Origin of the sequence: Limnohabitans sp. 2KL-27, from assembly GCF_001269345.1 — a bacterium.
GTDB lineage: Bacteria > Pseudomonadota > Gammaproteobacteria > Burkholderiales > Burkholderiaceae_C > Limnohabitans_A.
On record NZ_CXOP01000002.1, the window covers coordinates 245,433 to 259,323 of the forward strand.

General features: G+C 62.7%; 14 protein-coding genes. 9 read left to right on the top strand and 5 right to left on the bottom strand.

Annotation, left to right across the window (positions count from 1 at the left end; all coding sequences use genetic code 11):
• Positions 1 to 16 precede the first annotated feature (16 nt).
• From LHAB_RS03790 to lptC, 3 genes are read left to right on the top strand one after another with little or no spacing between them, the layout of a single operon-like run.
• Complete coding sequence (locus tag LHAB_RS03790; protein WP_194943082.1) at positions 17 to 994, top strand: KpsF/GutQ family sugar-phosphate isomerase; 978 nt, start codon at positions 17 to 19, stop codon at positions 992 to 994.
• Position 995: 1 nt separating this feature from the next.
• Complete coding sequence (locus LHAB_RS03795) at positions 996 to 1,583, top strand: KdsC family phosphatase (RefSeq protein ID WP_090044050.1); 588 nt, start codon at positions 996 to 998, stop codon at positions 1,581 to 1,583.
• Complete coding sequence (lptC, locus tag LHAB_RS03800; RefSeq protein WP_090044051.1) at positions 1,580 to 2,185, top strand: LPS export ABC transporter periplasmic protein LptC; 606 nt, start codon at positions 1,580 to 1,582, stop codon at positions 2,183 to 2,185. The genes LHAB_RS03795 and lptC overlap by 4 nt, the downstream gene beginning before the upstream one ends.
• A gap of 117 nt (positions 2,186 to 2,302) precedes the next feature.
• Here lptC and LHAB_RS03805 read toward each other — a convergent pair whose 3' ends face one another.
• The gene (locus tag LHAB_RS03805; RefSeq protein WP_090044052.1) at positions 2,303 to 2,860 is read right to left on the bottom strand and encodes an RNA recognition motif domain-containing protein; all 558 of its coding nucleotides are present in this window, start codon (positions 2,858 to 2,860) and stop codon (positions 2,303 to 2,305) included.
• A gap of 228 nt (positions 2,861 to 3,088) precedes the next feature.
• Positions 3,089 to 4,291 carry an ammonium transporter gene (locus tag LHAB_RS03810; RefSeq protein ID WP_090044053.1) on the bottom strand — a complete coding sequence of 401 codons (1,203 nt, stop codon included), beginning with the start codon at positions 4,289 to 4,291 and terminating at the stop codon, positions 3,089 to 3,091.
• Positions 4,292 to 4,496: 205 nt separating this feature from the next.
• Between LHAB_RS03810 and LHAB_RS03815 the strand changes: the two genes are divergently transcribed.
• Positions 4,497 to 5,063 (top strand): TMEM165/GDT1 family protein, encoded by a 567-nt coding sequence (locus tag LHAB_RS03815; protein ID WP_090044054.1) that lies wholly within the window; start codon positions 4,497 to 4,499, stop codon positions 5,061 to 5,063.
• A 53-nt stretch (positions 5,064 to 5,116) separates the two neighbouring features.
• On the opposite strand, the gene LHAB_RS03820 is transcribed toward LHAB_RS03815, so the two are convergent.
• Positions 5,117 to 5,932, bottom strand: a complete 816-nt coding sequence (locus tag LHAB_RS03820) for a formate/nitrite transporter family protein (RefSeq protein WP_090044055.1) — start codon at positions 5,930 to 5,932, stop codon at positions 5,117 to 5,119.
• Between the two features lie 189 nt (positions 5,933 to 6,121).
• On the opposite strand from LHAB_RS03820, the gene LHAB_RS03825 reads away from it, so the two are divergent.
• The 5 genes from LHAB_RS03825 to LHAB_RS03845 all read left to right on the top strand — a co-directional run bounded on the left by LHAB_RS03825 (position 6,122) and on the right by LHAB_RS03845 (position 11,679).
• Positions 6,122 to 7,276, top strand: a complete 1,155-nt coding sequence (locus tag LHAB_RS03825) for a homoserine O-succinyltransferase MetX (RefSeq protein ID WP_090044056.1) — start codon at positions 6,122 to 6,124, stop codon at positions 7,274 to 7,276.
• On the top strand, positions 7,273 to 7,857 hold the full coding sequence (gene metW / locus LHAB_RS03830; protein WP_090044057.1) for a methionine biosynthesis protein MetW: 585 nt from the start codon (positions 7,273 to 7,275) through the stop codon (positions 7,855 to 7,857). The genes LHAB_RS03825 and metW overlap by 4 nt, the downstream gene beginning before the upstream one ends.
• A 1-nt stretch (position 7,858) precedes the next feature.
• Positions 7,859 to 9,058, top strand: a complete 1,200-nt coding sequence (locus LHAB_RS03835) for a Bcr/CflA family efflux MFS transporter (protein WP_090044058.1) — start codon at positions 7,859 to 7,861, stop codon at positions 9,056 to 9,058.
• Between the two features lie 124 nt (positions 9,059 to 9,182).
• Complete coding sequence (locus LHAB_RS03840; protein WP_194943083.1) at positions 9,183 to 10,769, top strand: thymidine phosphorylase family protein; 1,587 nt, start codon at positions 9,183 to 9,185, stop codon at positions 10,767 to 10,769.
• Between the two features lie 13 nt (positions 10,770 to 10,782).
• A complete protein-coding gene (locus LHAB_RS03845; RefSeq protein ID WP_090044059.1) occupies positions 10,783 to 11,679 on the top strand; it encodes a ribose-phosphate diphosphokinase in 897 nt (298 codons plus the stop codon).
• Positions 11,680 to 11,798: 119 nt separating this feature from the next.
• On the opposite strand, the gene LHAB_RS03850 is transcribed toward LHAB_RS03845, so the two are convergent.
• Positions 11,799 to 12,029, bottom strand: a complete 231-nt coding sequence (locus LHAB_RS03850) for a DUF2783 domain-containing protein (RefSeq protein ID WP_090044060.1) — start codon at positions 12,027 to 12,029, stop codon at positions 11,799 to 11,801.
• An 18-nt stretch (positions 12,030 to 12,047) separates the two neighbouring features.
• A complete protein-coding gene (locus LHAB_RS03855) occupies positions 12,048 to 13,733 on the bottom strand; it encodes an FAD-dependent oxidoreductase (RefSeq protein ID WP_090044061.1) in 1,686 nt (561 codons plus the stop codon).
• Positions 13,734 to 13,891: the final 158 nt, after the last annotated feature.

The following is a 13,891-nucleotide window of genomic DNA, read 5'->3' on the forward strand; positions in this document are numbered from 1 at the left end:
CGATAAAATGTCCCATATGCTCGCCCATTCCGACCACACCTTGCAACTCGCCCGCGAGACCCTCGACATCGAGGCCGCCGCCTTGCTCCAACTCAAAGCCCGCTTGGACGAGCGCTTTGTCCAGGCCGTGAACATGGTTCTGGGCGTGCCAGGCCGTGTGGTGGTCACGGGCATGGGCAAAAGCGGGCACATCGGCCGCAAGATTGCCGCGACCCTGGCATCGACCGGCACACCGGCCATGTTTGTGCACCCCGGCGAGGCCAGCCATGGTGACCTGGGCATGATCCAGGGCATCGATGTGGTCCTGGCCATCTCCAACAGCGGTGAGAGCGATGAGCTGGTGGCCATCTTGCCGATCCTCAAACGCCAAGGCGTGCCCCTGATTGCGCTGACCGGTGGCCTGCAGTCCTCGCTGGCCCGTCATGCCGACGTGGTGCTCGACTGCTCTGTCGACAAAGAAGCCTGCCCCCTGAACCTGGCCCCCACTGCCAGCACCACCGCCCAGCTGGCCATGGGCGATGCCTTGGCCGTGGCGCTGCTCGATGCCCGAGGCTTCAAACCCGAAGACTTTGCCCGCTCGCACCCCGGGGGTTCGCTGGGGCGAAGGCTGCTCACCCACGTGGCCGATGTGATGCGCCAAGGCAGCGATGTGCCCCAAGTCGGACCCGATGCCGAATTCACCGCCCTCATGCGCGAGATGAGCAGCAAAGGGCTGGGCGCGACCGCCGTGACAGACACCGAAGGCCGCGTGCTGGGGGTGTTCACCGATGGCGACTTGCGCCGCCTGATTGAAAAGGGCGCCGATTTGCGACAGCTCAAGGCCGGCGACGTGATGCACGCCAGCCCCCGCACCATCCGGGTTGACGCACTGGCGGTTGAAGCGGCCGAAATGATGGAGCAGTGGCGCATCACCAGCATCCTCGTCATCGACGAAGCCGGCTGCCTGTGCGGCGCCCTGAACACCAACGACCTGATGCGTGCCAAGGTGATCTGAGATGCCAACCCTGAAAGCCCTCACACCTGCCCTGCATTTCCCGCCCGAATTGCTGCTGCAAGCGCAAGGCATCCGCGTGGCCTTTTTCGACATCGATGGCGTGCTGACCGACGGTGGGCTGTATTTTTCAGAAGCGGGCGAGACCCTCAAGCGCTTCAACACGCTGGACGGTCAGGGCCTGAAACTGCTGCAAAAGGCCGGCATCACGCCCGTGGTCATCACCGGCCGCGACTCGGCCCCACTGCGGCTGCGCCTGAAGGCGCTGGGCATCACCCATGCCCGCTTTGGCACCGAAGACAAGCGCCCGGCGGCCGAAGCTTTTTTGAGCGAACTGAATCTGAGCTGGGCGCAAGCGGCCGCCATGGGCGACGACTGGCCCGATTTGCCGGTGATGCAGCGCGTGGCCTTTGCCTGCGCCCCCGCCAACGCACACGCCCAAGCCAAGGCCGTGGCGCACCACACCACCCCAGAGCGTGGCGGCGAAGGCGCGGCTCGTGCCTTTTGTGACCTCTTGCTGGTGGCGGGCGGTCACTACGCCAGCTTGCTGGCCCAGGTCGGCATCCGCGCGCACACCGGCCCCTCGGCATGAACAGATTGCGCCAACTGCTCGACAAGTTGAGCATTTACCTGCCTTTGATTGTGATGGCCCTGCTGGCCTCAGGCAGTTGGTGGTTGGTCAGGAGTGTGCCGTCTTTGCTCACGCCCGAAGCCAACAAAACTGTCCGCCAGGACCCCGACTACCACCTGACCCATTTTTCGGTCAAGTCTTTCAATGACAGTGGGCGCATGACCCGTGAAGTCGTCGGCGACAAAGCACAACACTATCCGGCCACCGAGGCCTTGCACATTGCCCAGGTTCGCATTTACGCCGAAAGCGACAGCGGTGCCAAAATGAACGCCCGAGCCGAGAAGGGCATTGCCACCGACGATGGCACACAAGTCACCTTGATCGGCAACGCTTACGCCATCAAACACCCCCAAGAAACCCGCCCCCAAATTGAACTGCGGGGTGAACGCCTGGTCGCCTTGCCCGACGAAGACCGCGTGGTGTCTGCCGACCCGGTCCTCATCACGCGTGACCGCGATGTCTTCACGGGCAACACCATGGACTTCAACAGCAGCACGGGCGAGCACGTCTTGCAAGGCCGTGTGCGCGGCACCTTGGCCCCCAAGCCACGAAAAACACCCTGACGGATGCCACTGGCCACAGGACCATGGCCTGAACAAATCCCAGAAACGACAAAGCCCTGCATTGCAGGGCTTAGTCAGGATTCAAGGGCCTGTCCGTGAACAGGCCGGGTGCGTGAATCAGTAACCGCCGCCGTAGCCGCCGCCACCGCCTTCGCGGCGACCGCCACCACCACGTGGGCCGGCGCCGTAGGGGCTGCGGAAACCACCGCCGCCACCTTCGCCACCACCGTAGCCGCCGCCGCCTTCGCGACGACCGCCGCCGTAGCCGCCGCCACCGCCTTCACGGCCGCCACCAAAACCACCGCCGCCACCTTCGCGACCGCCGCCGTAGCCACCGCCACCGCCACCGCCTTCACGGCGACCACCGCCGTAACCGCCGCCGCCACCGCCACCGAAACCACCACCGCCAGTGCGGGGAGGACGGGCTTCCATGGGACGGGCTTCATTCACCACCACGTTGCGGCCGCCCAAAGGCTGACCGTTCATGCCGTTGATCGCCGCTTGTGCTTCGTCATCGCTGCCCATTTCCACAAAGCCGAAGCCTTTGGAGCGGCCAGTGTCACGTTCCATCATGACTTTGGCGCTGGTCACAGCACCGAATTCACCGAAGGCTTGTTCCAGATCGCCGTCGCGAACCGAGTAAGGCAGGTTGCCGACGTAAAGTTTGTTGCCCATGAAAGGGACTCCTCAAAACACAGAGATAAAAGCGATGGAGCTCCGAAAACGCATTCAACAAACCTGAAAACATCGGAAGGAAAGCGAAACTGATCTGGTCACCGCAAACATGACTTCGCTGCTTCAGACAGTGAAGTCCGGCAATTATGAGTGATAAAACAAAAAAAATTGCAAGGGGTTATCCCCCGAAGGCCCGCCGAATGTGGTCTCCCGTACACATCTGTTGTTTTACCAACTCACCTCGCGGTCCGGTGTGGCGCTGATTTTGTGGACGCTCAAATCAGCGCCGTCGTATTCTTCTTCCGGGCTGAGTTTCAGTCCCAAAGTGAACTTCAAGACCGCATAGACCACCACCCCACCCAACAAAGCCCAAGCCACGCCCAGCGCAGTGCCGATGCATTGCGCCGTCAGGTTGACACCCCCCAAACCACCCAGACCGGTCGCCCCAAAAATGCCAGCGGCAATCCCGCCCCAGGCGCCACAGATGCCATGCAAGGGCCACACGCCCAACACATCGTCGATCTTCCACTTGTTCTGGGTCAGGGTGAACATCACCACAAACAGGGCCCCCGCCACCGCGCCGGTGACCAAGGCACCAAAAGGGTGCATCAAATCGGAGCCTGCGCACACCGCCACCAAACCGGCCAAGGGGCCGTTGTGCACGAAGCCGGGGTCGTTCTTGCCCAAGACCAAGGCCGCCAAGGTGCCGCCCACCATGGCCATCAGGGAGTTGACCGCCACCAGGCCCGATATCTTGTCCAGCGTTTGGGCGCTCATGACATTGAAGCCAAACCAGCCCACGATCAGAATCCAAGAACCCAGGGCCAAGAAGGGGATGCTCGACGGCGGATGCGCCGACACCACACCGTCCTTGCGATAGCGGTTGTAACGCGCACCGAGCAACACAATAGCAGGCAAAGCGATCCAACCGCCCATGGCATGCACCACCACCGAGCCTGCAAAGTCATGGAACTCATCGCCCGTGGCGGCCTTGATCCAGGCTTGCACGCCAAAATGCTGGTTCCAGGCAATGCCCTCAAAGAAAGGGTAGACAAAGCCCACGATCACCGCTGTGGCGATCAACTGCGGCCAGAACTTGGCCCGCTCGGCAATGCCGCCCGACACGATGGCGGGAATGGCGGCGGCAAAGGTCAGCAAAAAGAAGAACTTGACCAGGTCATAGCCGTTCTTGGCGGCCAACTGCTCGGCGCCCACAAAGAAGGTGGTGCCGTAAGCCACGCTGTAGCCCACCACAAAATAAACCACGGTCGACACTGAGAAATCCACCAAGATTTTCACCAGCGCATTGACTTGGTTCTTTTTGCGGACTGTGCCCAGTTCCAAAAAAGCAAAACCGGCGTGCATGGCCAACACCATGATGCCGCCCAACAAAATAAAAAGCGCATCTGCGCCCTGTTTTAGTGCTTCCACGATCGTCCTTTGAGGATTTTTGAATTGATTTGGTGCATTTCGGGGGCGATCCACCCTCGCGCACCAAAGCAAAGCAAGAAACGCACCCAAACTGACTCACCCGTGAGGGGCTCTGCCTCATCCCCCCAAACCGGTGCACGGGGCCCTCACGTAAGATGCGCTCCTTGATTTGAATCGGTGTTCAGGGCTACGCCCGCATTCCCCCATGGAAGCATTCCTCGTCTCTACCGGCATCGTGGCCCTGGCCGAAATGGGTGACAAAACCCAGCTTTTGTCACTCGTGTTGGCCGCCCGTTTTCGCAAACCCTGGCCCATCGTGCTGGGCATTTTGGTGGCCACGCTGGCCAACCATGGTCTGGCCGGGGCCGTGGGCAGCTGGGTCACCAGCGTCATGGGGCCCGATGTGCTGCGCTGGGTGCTGGGCGCATCCTTCATTGCCATGGCGGCGTGGATGCTGATCCCCGACCAACTGGACGACGAAGAAGGCGACAGCGCACCGCGCATGGGCGTTTTTGTCACCACTGTGGTGGCTTTCTTTCTGGCCGAGATGGGCGATAAGACGCAGATCGCCACCGTGATGCTGGCCGCGCAATACAACGCCTGGTTCATGGTGGTCGCGGGCACCACGCTGGGCATGATGCTGGCCAACGCCCCCGTGGTGTGGCTGGGCGACGCCATCACCAAACGTGTGCCGCTGCGCCTGGTGCACATCATTTCAGCGGGCATCTTCGCCGTGCTGGGTGTGATTGCCTTGACGGGTTGGGGCGCTTAAATACAGCGGTCAAGCACTCGGGTACGTGAGCGCACCCCTGTGCGCCATGGTTTTCAAGTCGGCGGCTGGCGCTTGTAAATGACGTGGTACACCCCGGCTACCAGCACAGCGCCGCCCAACACATTCCCCAAAATCACGGGCAGCAAATTGCCCAGCATGCCGCTCCAGGTGATGGCGGGGTAGCCCGCCAACCCTGCCTGTTGCAACAACATGGCCAAAGGCATCAGGTACATGTTGGCAATGCTGTGCTCAAAGCCAGCTGCCACAAAGGCCATCACCGGCAGCATCACAGCCACCGCCTTGTCGGTCACGCTGCGCCCGGCCATGGCCATCCACACGGCCATGCACACCAGCACGTTGCACAGCACGCCACGCAACAAGGCCGTGACAAAGGGCAGCTCCTGCTTGGCCACGGCGATCTGCACCACCTTGAGGCCTATCGCGCCGCCGTTGAGGCTTGCGTGGCCGCTGGCAAACACCAGCAGCGCCAGACCGGCCGCGCCCACAAAATTGGCCAGGCACACGATGGCCCAGTTGCGCAGCACCTGCGCCGTGCTGACCCGGCCATCGGCCCAGGCCATGACGATCAGGTTGTTGCCGGTGAACAACTCGGCCCCGGCCACCACGACCATGAGCAAGCCCATGGCAAAGACCAGGCCGCCCAGCACCGAACTGGCCGCAAAACCCAAAGTGGGGTCGGATTTGACCAGCACAAACAGCATGGCCCCAAGGCCAATGAACGCGCCAGCGAGCACGCCCAGCAAAGCCAGTGGCAGCATGGCCATGCGGGCCTTGGTCTCACCCACGGCCTCGATGCGGCGGGCGATTTCGACGGGACTGTAGGCGTCCGAGCCATAAAGATCTGACATGCGTGCTCCTGAAATGGGCCCCGGCTTCGCCCTTATACTTGCCCCAAGCGCCGATTTGAACCCGATTGCGGGCGCCGGAACCGTGATGGTTTCGAAATTCAGCTAAATGGCGTGTGTTTCAACTCACTGAAGCCCGGCCCAGCTGACTGCGAAGCCGGGTTTTGTTTTTTGCACACCTGAACACCCTCGATGTTGATCGCCGAATCCCAAAGCATGCTGTTTGAAGCCCCTTTGCCTTTGCAAAGCGGTGCGTCCATCCGCGGCTATTCGCTGAGCTACGAAACCTACGGCACGCTCAACGCCGACAAATCCAATGCCGTGCTGATCTGCCACGCGCTCAACGCCTCGCACCACGTGGCGGGCGTGTACGCCGACCAGCCCAAAAATGTGGGCTGGTGGGACAACATGATCGGCCCTGGCAAGTCGCTGGACACCGACCGCTTTTTCGTGATCGGCGTGAACAACCTGGGTTCGTGCTTTGGCTCGACGGGCCCCATGCATGTGAACCCCGACACGGGCCGCGTATACGGGGCCGACTTCCCGGTGGTCACCGTGGAGGACTGGGTCAATGCCCAAGCCCGCTTGCTCGACGCGCTGGGTATCAATCAACTGGCCGCTGTGATGGGCGGGAGTCTGGGCGGCATGCAGGCACTTTCTTGGACGCTGCAATACCCCGAGCGCGTGAAGCACGCGGTGGTGGTGGCCAGCGCCCCCAACCTGAACGCCGAAAACATCGCTTTCAACGAAGTGGCCCGCCGCGCCATCGTGACCGATCCGGATTTCCATGACGGGCACTTTGTCGCGCAAGGCGTGGTGCCCAAGCGCGGCCTGCGCATCGCCCGCATGATTGGGCACATCACCTACCTGAGCGACGACGTGATGAACGAAAAATTTGGCCGCGAGCTGCGCGAAGCCGTGACGCACAACGCCACCGGCTACAAATACTCCACCCAAGACGTGGAGTTCCAGATCGAGAGCTACCTGCGTTACCAAGGCGACAAGTTCAGCGAGTACTTTGACGCCAACACCTATTTGTTGATCACCCGGGCGCTCGATTACTTTGACCCGGCCCGCGCCTTTGGCGGCGATCTGTCCAAAGCGCTGGCCCGTGCCACTTGCAAGTTCTTGCTGGTCAGCTTCAGCACCGACTGGCGCTTCTCGCCTGCCCGCAGCCGCGAGATGGTCAAGGCATTGCTCGACAACCGCCGCGACGTGAGCTATGCCGAGATCGACGCGCCGCACGGGCACGACGCCTTTTTGCTCGACGACGCCCGCTACATGAACGTGGTGCGCTCTTACTTTGACAACATGGCGAAGTCTTTGAACGAAGGAGGTGCCGCATGAGCGACCCCCTGATCATGCAAGCCATCGCCCGCCTGGTGCCGCAAGGCGCCCGCGTGCTGGATTTGGGCTGTGGCGACGGGTCCCTGCTGGCCTATCTGCAGCAACATAAGGGTTGTACTGGCTACGGCGTGGAGCTGGACGACGCCAATGTGCACGCCTGTGTGCAACGCGGCGTGAACGTGATCCAGCTGAACCTGGACGAAGGCCTGAACCTGTTTGCCGACCAATCGTTTGACGTGGTGCTGCAAATCGACACCCTGCAACACCTGCGCAACGCCGAGACCATGCTGCGCGAGACGGTGCGGGTGGGGAAAATCGGCATCGTGGCCTTCCCCAACTTTGCGCATTGGTTCAACCGCCTGAGCGTGCTGCAAGGCCGCATGCCGGTGACCAAGCGCCTGCCTTACCAGTGGTACGACACGCCCAACATCCGCGTGGGCACCTATGCCGACTTTGGCGACTTGGCGCGTAAAAACCAGTTGCGCGTCATGGACGCCTTTGGCCTGCAGCAGGGCCAAGAAGTGCGCCTGTGGCCCAACCTGATGGCGGGCACGGCGGTCTACAAATTGCAGCGCAGCTGACATGGTCACTGCGCCAGGCGCCACCGCCCCGGCCGCCCACAGCCCCTGGCTGATCGCGAACGTGCTGGCGCAAATTTCATTCGGTCTCTTGGCCATGACCCTGTGCCTGCCCTCCATGCAGGAGTGGGGCAGCATCTTCACCACCAGCCAGGCCGATGTGCAGCTGACCTTCAGCGGCTATGTGGTCGCCTACGGCGCCTTGCAGCTGGTGTACGGCCCGCTGTCCGACCGTCTCGGGCGCAAGCCCATCCTGATGCTGGGCTTGGTGGTGGCGGGATTGGCTTCGGTGATGGCCGCGCTGGCCACCGACATCACCACACTGATCGCCGCCCGTGTGTTGCAAGGTGCAGGTTGCGCCGCCAGCATGGTGGTCAGCCGCTCTATGGTGCAAGACCTGTTTGCCGGACCACAACGCACACGCGTCATGGCCTACATTGGCATGGCGATGGGCATGTGCCCGCCGCTGGCCACGCTGATCGGTGGGCAGATCCATGTGCGCTTGGGTTGGCAAACCAACTTTGTGGTGTTGGCCGTGTTGGCCTTGCTGCTCTTGGTGGCGGCGTGGCTGGGACTGCCGCGTGTGGCCAAACCTCCGCCCGCTCATGGCCACTGGCTGAGGGCCATGCTCAGCGCTTACGCCCGCTTGCTGCGCGAGCCGCGCTTTTTGCTCTACGTCGCCATCCTGGCGGCCACCACCGCCACGTTTTACGCTTTCTTGGCTGGCGCACCCATCGTGCTCAAGGGCTACGGCATCGGCCCGGACGGCATTGGCTGGTTCATCATGGCCGTACCTGTGTCCTACATCCTGGGCAACTTCATGACATCGCGGCTGATTGCGCAGGCGGGCGAATCGCGCGTCATGGCTTGGGGCCAGGCGCTCACGCTGGGTGGGTTGGTGGTGATGCTGGCGCTGGGCTTGGGGGGCGTGCAGACAGCGCTGGCCGTGGCCCTGCCCTTGTTACTTTTGGGTTTCGGTCATGGCCTGCTGAACCCGCCTGCGCTGGCGGGCACCGTGGGTGTATTGCCCGCGCTGGCAGGCTCGGCCGCTGCGGTGGCAGGCCTGATGCAGCAACTCACCGGAGCCTTCGGCGGCTACTTGGTGGGCTTGGTGCCGCACGAAGGCGCGGTGAACTTGGGTTGGATGATGCTGGGCTTTGCCCTCACAGGGGCCATAGCCCAATTTTTCTTGCGCAGGCGCTGAACAACAAGTGCGCACAGTGGCCAGCTGGGTGACCTTCTGACTTTCTGCACAAACCTTGAGCGACAGCAAGGCTTGCGCGCAGGCCGATACGCCTCAAGGGTGTTTGGGGTGTAGCCTCAGACGCATGGACAGCCCACTTCCTACAGCCCCTCTTGCAGGCACAACTGAGCGGACATCGCCCCTGTCGCTGCGCCGCGTGGCCATCGACACCTACCGCGAAAACGTGGCTTATCTCAACCGCAACTGTGCGGTTTACCGGGCCGAGGGTTTTCAGGCGCTGTCCAAGATCGAAGTGCGCGCCAACGGGCGGCAGGTGTTGGCCACCCTCAATGTGGTCGACGACGACAGCATCGTGGCCTGCACCGAAGTCGGTCTGTCTGAAGACGCGTTTCGCCATTTGGGCGTGCCCGATGGGCACACGGCCTCGGTCTCCCAAGCCGAGCCGCCTGCATCGATGGAGGCCCTGTTTCGCAAAATCGACGGCGAACGCCTGAACCAGGACGACTTCCACGCCATCGTGGAGGACATTGCCAAACACCATTACTCCAAGATCGAACTCACCGCATTTGTCGTGGCCACCAACCGGGGCGAGATGGACCGCGAGGAGGTCTACTTTTTGACCGAAGCCATGGTCAAGGCCGGGCGCCGACTGGATTGGCGCGAACCGCTGGTGGTCGACAAACACTGCATTGGCGGCATCCCCGGCAACCGGACTTCGATGCTGGTCATGCCCATCTTGGCGGCTTATGGCATCTTGTGCCCCAAGACTTCGTCACGCGCCATCACCTCACCGGCGGGCACGGCCGACACCATGGAAGTGTTGGCCGATGTGGAGCTGCCCTTTGAAAAACTCTCCGAGATCGTGCGCACTTACCGGGGCTGTCTGGCCTGGGGCAGCACCGCCGATTTGTCGCCGGCCGACGACGTTCTGATCGCGGTCGAGCGCCCACTGTCGCTGGACTCGCCCGCGCAAATGGTGGCCTCCATCCTGTCCAAAAAAATCGCGGCAGGCTCCACCCACCTGGTGCTCGACATCCCGATTGGCCCCACCGCCAAGGTGCGCTCCATGCCCGATGCGCAGCGCCTGCGCCGGCTGTTTGAATACGTGGCCACGCGCATGCACCTGTCGCTCGAAGTGGTCATCACCGATGGCCGCCAACCTGTGGGTCAGGGTGTGGGCCCGATGCTCGAAGCCCGTGACGTGATGCGCGTGCTCGAAAACGACCCGCGTGCGCCCAATGACCTGCGGCAAAAATCGCTGCGATTGGCTGGCCGTCTGATTGAAGCCGACCCCGATGTGCGCGGCGGCGACGGTTTTGCCATCGCGCGCGACATCCTCGACTCCGGCCGAGCGCTCAGCCGCATGCAGGCCATCATCGCCGCCCAAGGGGCACACCCCTTTGACCACAACCATCCGCCACTGGGGGCACTCACGCTGGAGGTGTGCGCCCCCAGTGGCGGCGTGGTGACCGGCATCGACAACCTTCAGATCGCCCGTGTGGCCCGCATGGCCGGTGCCCCCAAAGTGCGAAGCGCCGGGGTGGATCTGCTGCGCAAACTGGGCGACAGCGTCGCGCAAGGCGAGGCGCTGTACCGCGTGCATGCCGCGTACCCGAGCGACCTGGAATTTGCGGCCCAGCTGTGCCGCAAAGCCAGCGGCTACACGATGGGCCAGGCCAGCGATGTGCCGCATGTGTTTGTCGAGTTTTGAAGGCAGCACCCCGATGACCGCGCCGGGTGCCTTGCTGTATTTTGAAGACGAAGCGCCAGCCGCTTTGCGTCTGGGCGAAGCCTCGGGCCTGCTGCCACAGCAGATCGTGCAGCACCGCTTTCCCGATGGCGAAATCCAGCTGACCCTGCCCGCGCACTTGCCCCCGCGTGTGGTGCTGATGCGCAGCTTGCACCAGCCTAACGAGAAACTGACCGCGCTGCTTCTGGCCGCGCCCACCGCCCGCCAACTGGGCGCCAAGCACCTCAGCCTGGTCGCGCCCTATCTGGCTTACATGCGGCAAGACATGGCATTTGCCCCCGGCCAAGCCGTGAGCCAGCGCATTGTGGGCTCTTGGCTGGCCAATTTGTTTGACGCCGTCATCACCGTGGACCCGCACCTGCACCGGGTGGCCACGCTGGCCGAGGCCGTGCCCGCCCACCAGACCATCACGCTGAGCGCGGCACCGCTGCTGGGCAACTGGATTGCAAAGCACCGCCCAGGCGCGTTCTTGCTCGGGCCCGACAGCGAATCCGCGCAGTGGATCAACCAAGCCGCCGCCGCTCACGGCCTGCCCCACGCGGTGTGCCGAAAAGTCCGCCACGGCGACCGCGCCGTGAGCATGACGCTGCCCAAGTGCGACCTGCGCGGCCAAGCGGTGGTGCTGCTGGACGACGTGGCCAGCAGCGGCCACACCCTGGCCACTGCCGCCGCCTTGGCATTGGCCGCAGGTGCGGCCAGCGTGGACGTGGCCGTGACGCACGCCCTGCTGGCGGGCGATGCACTGCCGCGCATCCATCAGGCCGGCGTGGGCGAGTTTTGGAGCACGGACAGCGTGGCGCATCCGAGCAATGTGGTGGGCTTGGCGGCTTTGCTGGCGCAAGCGCTCATGCGGTCAAACCGGACACGATGACCGCCTTCTGTCACACCCGGCTTGACCGGGTATCGATGTCCGCTGGGCAAACGGACTGAGCAACCGACAGGTTGTGTGGCTGACAGCAAGCACGGCAAATCCGTCTTTAGCCGTCTTCCTCAAGTGCTGTCGCGCGCCTTGTCCAGCGCCTCGCGCAACACCTTCAATTCTCCAATGTGGTTGGCCAGCAGCAGGATCAATCGGGCGTTGAGGGCCTCGCTTTGCTCGTCACTCAAGCCGTTGTGGGCTTCGATCAGGTGTTCATAAAACTCGTCGCCGGGGGAGAAGTCGCGGAAGAAGCGGCGGCCTGTTTCGTGGAAGTTGGGGTCTGTTTTGAGGGCGGTGTTCATCTCAGTCCTTGCTGCGGTTCAGGCTGGGCCGATGTGGCTTCCGATGGCGCGGGCCAGTGCGGTCTGCACGGCCTTGGCGTCCAGCTGGCGCCAGCGGGCCACCACGTGCTGGTCGGGGCGCAGCAAGTAAGTGGTGCCTGGGCGGGCGTCGTAGCGCTTGGCCACCAGGCCTTGGGTGTCGACGATCACTTTGAAGCCGGGGATGTTCAAAGCACTGGGGGTGACGATGAGGGGGGTCACTTGGATGGGCGCATCCGCGCGCAGAGGCGCCCCCCCACAGAACGCAAGTTGCGCCAGGACCTCGGGCGAGGGCACTGCGCCAACGAAGAGCAAAACCTGAAAACCTTGGCCCACTTGGTCGAGCAACCACGCGTCTTGTCCGCTCACGTGCACCGGCGCGTCGTCCATCGGCGCACCGGGCACCATCTGGCCTTCAAAGGGCTCGGCATCGGGGGTGTTGAGCACCGATTCCGTCAGAAAGGACGGCATGGACAAGCGGCCCGAGTTCACGAGCTTGCGGGCAAAGGGGTAATGCTTGGCCAGCGCCAGCACCTGGTTGCGAAAAGTCTTGCTGGTGCGGCTCTTGGGCGTGATGAAATCGGTGGAGCGGGTCGAGTTCATGATGTTTTCGTCGGCCGCAAACTGGCGGTCGTGCGCGTAGGTGTCGAGCAGTTTCTCGCTGGCTTGGCCTTGGATGACCAAGCCCAGCTTCCACATCAGATCGTCCGCGTCCTGAAAGCCCGAGTTGGCCCCGCGTGCGCCAAAGGGCGAGACCTGGTGCGCCGCATCGCCCACAAACAGCACGCGGCCATGGCGAAAGTCGGTCATGCGCCGGCACTGGAAGGTGTAGATGCTCACCCACTCCAGCTCAAACGGGCGCTCGTCGCCCAGCATGGCTTGCAGGCGGGGGATGACTTTTTCGGGCTTCTTTTCTTCTTCCGGGTCGGCATCCCAGCCGAGCTGAAAATCAATGCGCCAGACGTTGTTGCTTTGCTTGTGCAAGAGCACGCTCTGGTTGGGGTGAAAGGGCGGGTCAAACCAGAACCAGCGCTCGGCGGGGTAGTCGGCTTTCATGATCACGTCGGCGATCAAAAAGCGGTCCTGGAACACCCGGCCCTCGATGTCCAGCCCCAGGTGGCGGCGCACCGGGCTGCGTGCGCCATCGGCCACCACCAGCCAGTCGGCTTCGATGTCAAAGCTGCCTTCGGGCGTCTCCACGGTCAGTGTGGCGTGGTCATCGTGCGGGCGGACCGCCGTGACCTTGTGCTGCCAGCGGATGTCGGCACCCAATTCAAGCGCGCGTGCAATCAGCATTTCCTCGATGTGGTACTGCTGCAGGTTGATCATGCCGGGGCGCTTGTGCCCCGCGTCGGGCACCAGGTTGAACTGGTAGACCTCGTCTTCTTCTAAAAAGGTGCGGCCGATGTTCCAGCTCACGCCCATGTCGCAGGCTTGTTCGGCAATGCCCAAACGGTCCAGGATTTCGAGTGAGCGCTTGGCGTAACAAACCGCCCGCGAGCCGATCGAGACGGTTTTGTCGTCGTCCAGCACCAACACGTCCAAACCCTGCAAGCGGGCATCGATGGCGGCAGCCAGGCCCACCGGTCCTGCGCCAATGACGATCAGCGGTTTGCGCTGCGGCGGTGTGGACATCAAGTCGGCTGGCGACTTGTAGGGATAGATCGGGTTGATGTAGGCACCCATGCGTGGTCTCCGGCCATGAGAAAAGCACCGTTCGGTGCGACAGGTGGTAATTTACTATAGTTGAATCAATTTACCTATCCGTAATTTTGAAATGCCTCTCCATGGAGACTTTTCACGTTGGACAAGCCATTTCAATTATTGAATGTGCATTCAATCTT